This window comes from Alitiscatomonas sp. (assembly GCF_037242085.1).
In the GTDB taxonomy this organism is placed as follows: Bacteria; Bacillota; Clostridia; order Lachnospirales; family Lachnospiraceae; genus Alitiscatomonas; species Alitiscatomonas aceti.
The window spans coordinates 1-3,389 of record NZ_JAXXBR010000077.1 but is presented as its reverse complement, the minus strand read 5'-3'; the positions used below and the strand labels follow the sequence as shown (position 1 = coordinate 3,389).

Genomic DNA, 3,389 nt, shown 5'->3' with positions numbered 1-3,389 from the left:
CTTCACTAACCATGACACAATCATGATTAAGAAGTCACTTAGAGCATATATCACCCTCTTCCCACCCAGCTCTTTTCATATACAAAAAACGGCATGACCATCCCGGCCACACCGTTCCCTGTATTTTCATTTTTCATTTGATCTTCAGCCATCCAGCCCTGCCTCTTCCTGCCCGGAGCTCCGCAAGGTTTCATTGCCGCCTTAATCGCGCTTTTCTGCCACTTCCCCCTGTTTTTTATAGATGGAGTTTTTATTCACGCAGCCCCGGACGCTGGATAAGGGATAGATATTGGAATCTCTTCCGATGACGGTGCCGGGATTTAAGATGGAGCCGCAGCCCACTTCCACCCGGTCGCCCACCATGGCCCCGAATTTTTTCATTCCCGTGTCCAGATCCCCGTCTTCCGCGTGGACCTTTACCAGAAGCTTATCGGATTTTACGTTGGAGGTAATGGAGCCGGCCCCCATGTGGGCCTTAAAGCCCAGGATGGAGTCGCCTACATAATTGTAATGGGGGACCTGGACCTTATCGAACAGGATCACGTTTTTAAGCTCTGTGGAGTTTCCCACCACAGCGCCCTCCCCCACCAGGGCATTGCTCCGCAGGAAAGCACAGTGGCGCACCTCCGCATCCTTTCCGATGATGATATTTTCTCCCAGATAGGCGCTTTCAAAAACCCTGGCCGTCTTATGGACCCAGACAGTCTCACCGCGTTTTTCATATTCACTTTCCGGAAGACGGCTCCCCAACTCCAGGATAAGATCCCTGATCCTGGGAAGGGCCTCCCAGGGGTACTCGCACTGCTCCAGTAAAGGCTTTGCCAGTGTGTGGTCCAGATCGTAAAGACACACGGTCCTTGCTTCTTCTTTTTTCATCACAGCCTCCATTCCTCCGCCGCAGACGGCGGCACAAAACGTTTCCTACTTTTTATAAAACTGGGCCGCAGCGTCGAAATACGGCCGCAGCAGATACTGGTTGTCGGTCTGGCGGACACCGTTGGTCCTTAAGGTGACGAACCGCTCCAGCTTTTCCATATATTCCGCCGGGGTGATGGTACCCTCTGCCACATAGGTGAGGCCCTTTTCCCAGCTGGCCGTCAGCTCTGGGTTTAAAAGCTGCCGGATGGATGCGCTGCATACGTCAAAGACCATCTCGCCCAGAAGCGTGGGCGTGATCACCTGGGTCTTTTTTGCCAGGGACAGGTACTTGATGGTGCAGAGCTTCTTAAGGATCTCCGCACGGGTGGCACTGGTGCCGATGCCGCTGCCCTTGATCTGGGAACGGAGCTCCTCGTCCTCAATGAGCTGCCCGGCATTTTCCATGGCTAAGATCATGGAGCCGGAGGTGTACCTCCTGGGAGGAGACGTTTCACCCTCTTTGATCTCCAGCCCTGTAAGAGACAGACGCTGTCCCTTTTTAAGGCCCGAAAGCATGGCCAGAAGGGCCCTGGCCTTCTCACCGCCATCCAGCTCGATCTCGGTCTCATTGCCTTTGCCGGCCTGTTTTTTTTCTTCTCCGGATTCCGTTTCCTGGTCTCCGGTCTTTTTCTCCGCCATCTTTTTGGGAACATAGGCGGCCTTCAGATAGCCCTCCTCCGCCAGTACCCTGTAATTGGCAAAGAAATGCTCTCCCTGCTTTTCCAGGTCCAGGGAAAATTTCTGGTAAACAGCCGGCGGATAAAAGATGCTTAAAAATCTCCGGGAGATCACCTCATAGACCTTAAGCTGCAGGGAGCCCAGGGTCCGCAGGGCCCCAAAGCCCTGGCCCGTGGGAATGATGGCGTAGTGGTCTGTGATCTGCTTATCGTTGACGTACCTGGTATTTCCTATGGTCTTAAAGCTCCCCAGCTCCAGCGCCTCAGAGGCCAGGTCCGCCAGCGGGGCAAAATTCCTAAGTCCGCCGATGTTTTTATGGATCTCCTTTGCCACAGCCGAGGAAAGCACCCGGGCGTCGGTCCTTGGATACGTCACCAGCTTTTTTTCATACAGCTCCTGGACCACCTTCAAGGCCTCGTCGGGACTGATCTTGAACATTTTGGAGCAGTCGTTCTGAAGCTCCGCCAGGTTGTATAAAAGCGGGGCATTTTTCGTTTCCCGTTTTTTTTCCATGGAAACTAAAGTCCCCTCCATGGGGGGCGCTGACAGGAAGCGGATCAGCTCCTCTGCCGTCTTTTTCTCTTTGAACCCGTTTTCTTTATATAGGACCGGGGTTTCGTAGTATCTGGACCCCTTCACGGCCTTCCATTCTGCCTCCACGGAAATGCCTTCCCGGCCTGGAACGTCAAAGGAGCCCAGGACCCGGTAAAAAGGCGTTTTCACAAAGCTGCGGATCTCCCGTTCCCTCCGGACCACCATGCCCAGGACGCAGGTCATGACGCGGCCCACGGACAGCACCGCCCGCTTCTCTTTTAAGTAAGAGGCCACAGTATTTCCGTACTTCAGAGTCAGCACCCGGGAGAAATTAATGCCCATCAGATAATCCTCTTTGGCCCGCAGATAGGCGGAGGCCGCCAGATTATCGTATTCGGACAGGTCCTTTGCCTCCCGGACTCCCCGCAGGATCTCCTCCTCCGTCTGGGAATCGATCCACACACGAAGACGCTTTTTCCCCCGGACTCCGGCCATCTGCTCCACCAGACGGTATATATATTCTCCCTCCCGTCCGGAGTCGGTGCAGACGTAGATGGTGTCCACGTCAGGCCGGGTCAGCAGCTTTTTCACAGTCAGAAACTGTTTTTTTACGCCGTCGATGACCTGATATTTAAATTCCTTCGGAAGAAATGGAAGGGTATCCATGCTCCACCGCTTCAGGGACGGATCATAGCTTTCCGGATAGCTCATGGTCACCAGATGCCCGACGCACCAGGTGACCACGGCTGTCTCCGATTCGATGAACCCGTCCCCCTTTTTCCCCGATATCTTAAGCACCCGGGCAAACTCCTGGGCAACGCTGGGCTTTTCTGCTATAAATAAGGATTTACCCATGGACCTCCTTTCCAGGGACCGTAAAACGCAGCTCGGATAGTAAAAGGGCTGAGAACATGAGCACACAGCCCAGGATCATCCTTCCTGTCAGGACCTCCCCCAGGAAGATCACAGAAAACAGGGTCCCGAATACGGCTTCCAGGGATAAAAGAAGGGAGACCGTATTGGCGCTGAGATATTTCTGTCCCACGGTCTGGATCAGAAATCCCACAGTGGTACAGATGAGGGACAGATAAAGAAGTCCCAGGATCAGGCTTTTATGGAGCAGAATGGCCGGATCAAAGGCTCCGGGACCGTCTAAAAACGGAGCCAGAAGCCAGTTGAACACGCCCACAGCCGCCACCTGGACCGTTGCTAAAAGAATGGGATCGCACCGCTTTGTATATTCCTCCGTACAGATCATG

Annotated in this window: 3 protein-coding genes; all 3 read right to left on the bottom strand. The window is 53.9% G+C overall.

The window, feature by feature from the left end:
* Positions 1–201: 201 nt before the first annotated feature.
* A complete protein-coding gene (locus WIH05_RS07375) occupies positions 202–876 on the bottom strand; it encodes a hypothetical protein (protein ID WP_022272652.1) in 675 nt (224 codons plus the stop codon).
* Positions 877–921: 45 nt separating this feature from the next.
* Positions 922–2,985 carry a DNA topoisomerase gene (locus WIH05_RS07370; protein ID WP_022272651.1) on the bottom strand — a complete coding sequence of 688 codons (2,064 nt, stop codon included), beginning with the start codon at positions 2,983–2,985 and terminating at the stop codon, positions 922–924.
* A partial coding sequence (locus tag WIH05_RS07365; RefSeq protein WP_337425190.1) for a DMT family transporter occupies positions 2,978–3,389 on the bottom strand: 412 nt, incomplete at its 5' end. The genes WIH05_RS07365 and WIH05_RS07370, both read right to left, overlap by 8 nt.

Bases quoted from the DNA above. Each gene is read 5' to 3' on its own strand.
- WIH05_RS07375 (WP_022272652.1), bottom strand. From the start codon at position 876: ATGAAAAAAGAAGAAGCAAGGACCGTGTGTCTTTACGATCTGGACCAC.
- WIH05_RS07370 (WP_022272651.1), bottom strand. From the start codon at position 2,985: ATGGGTAAATCCTTATTTATAGCAGAAAAGCCCAGCGTTGCCCAGGAG.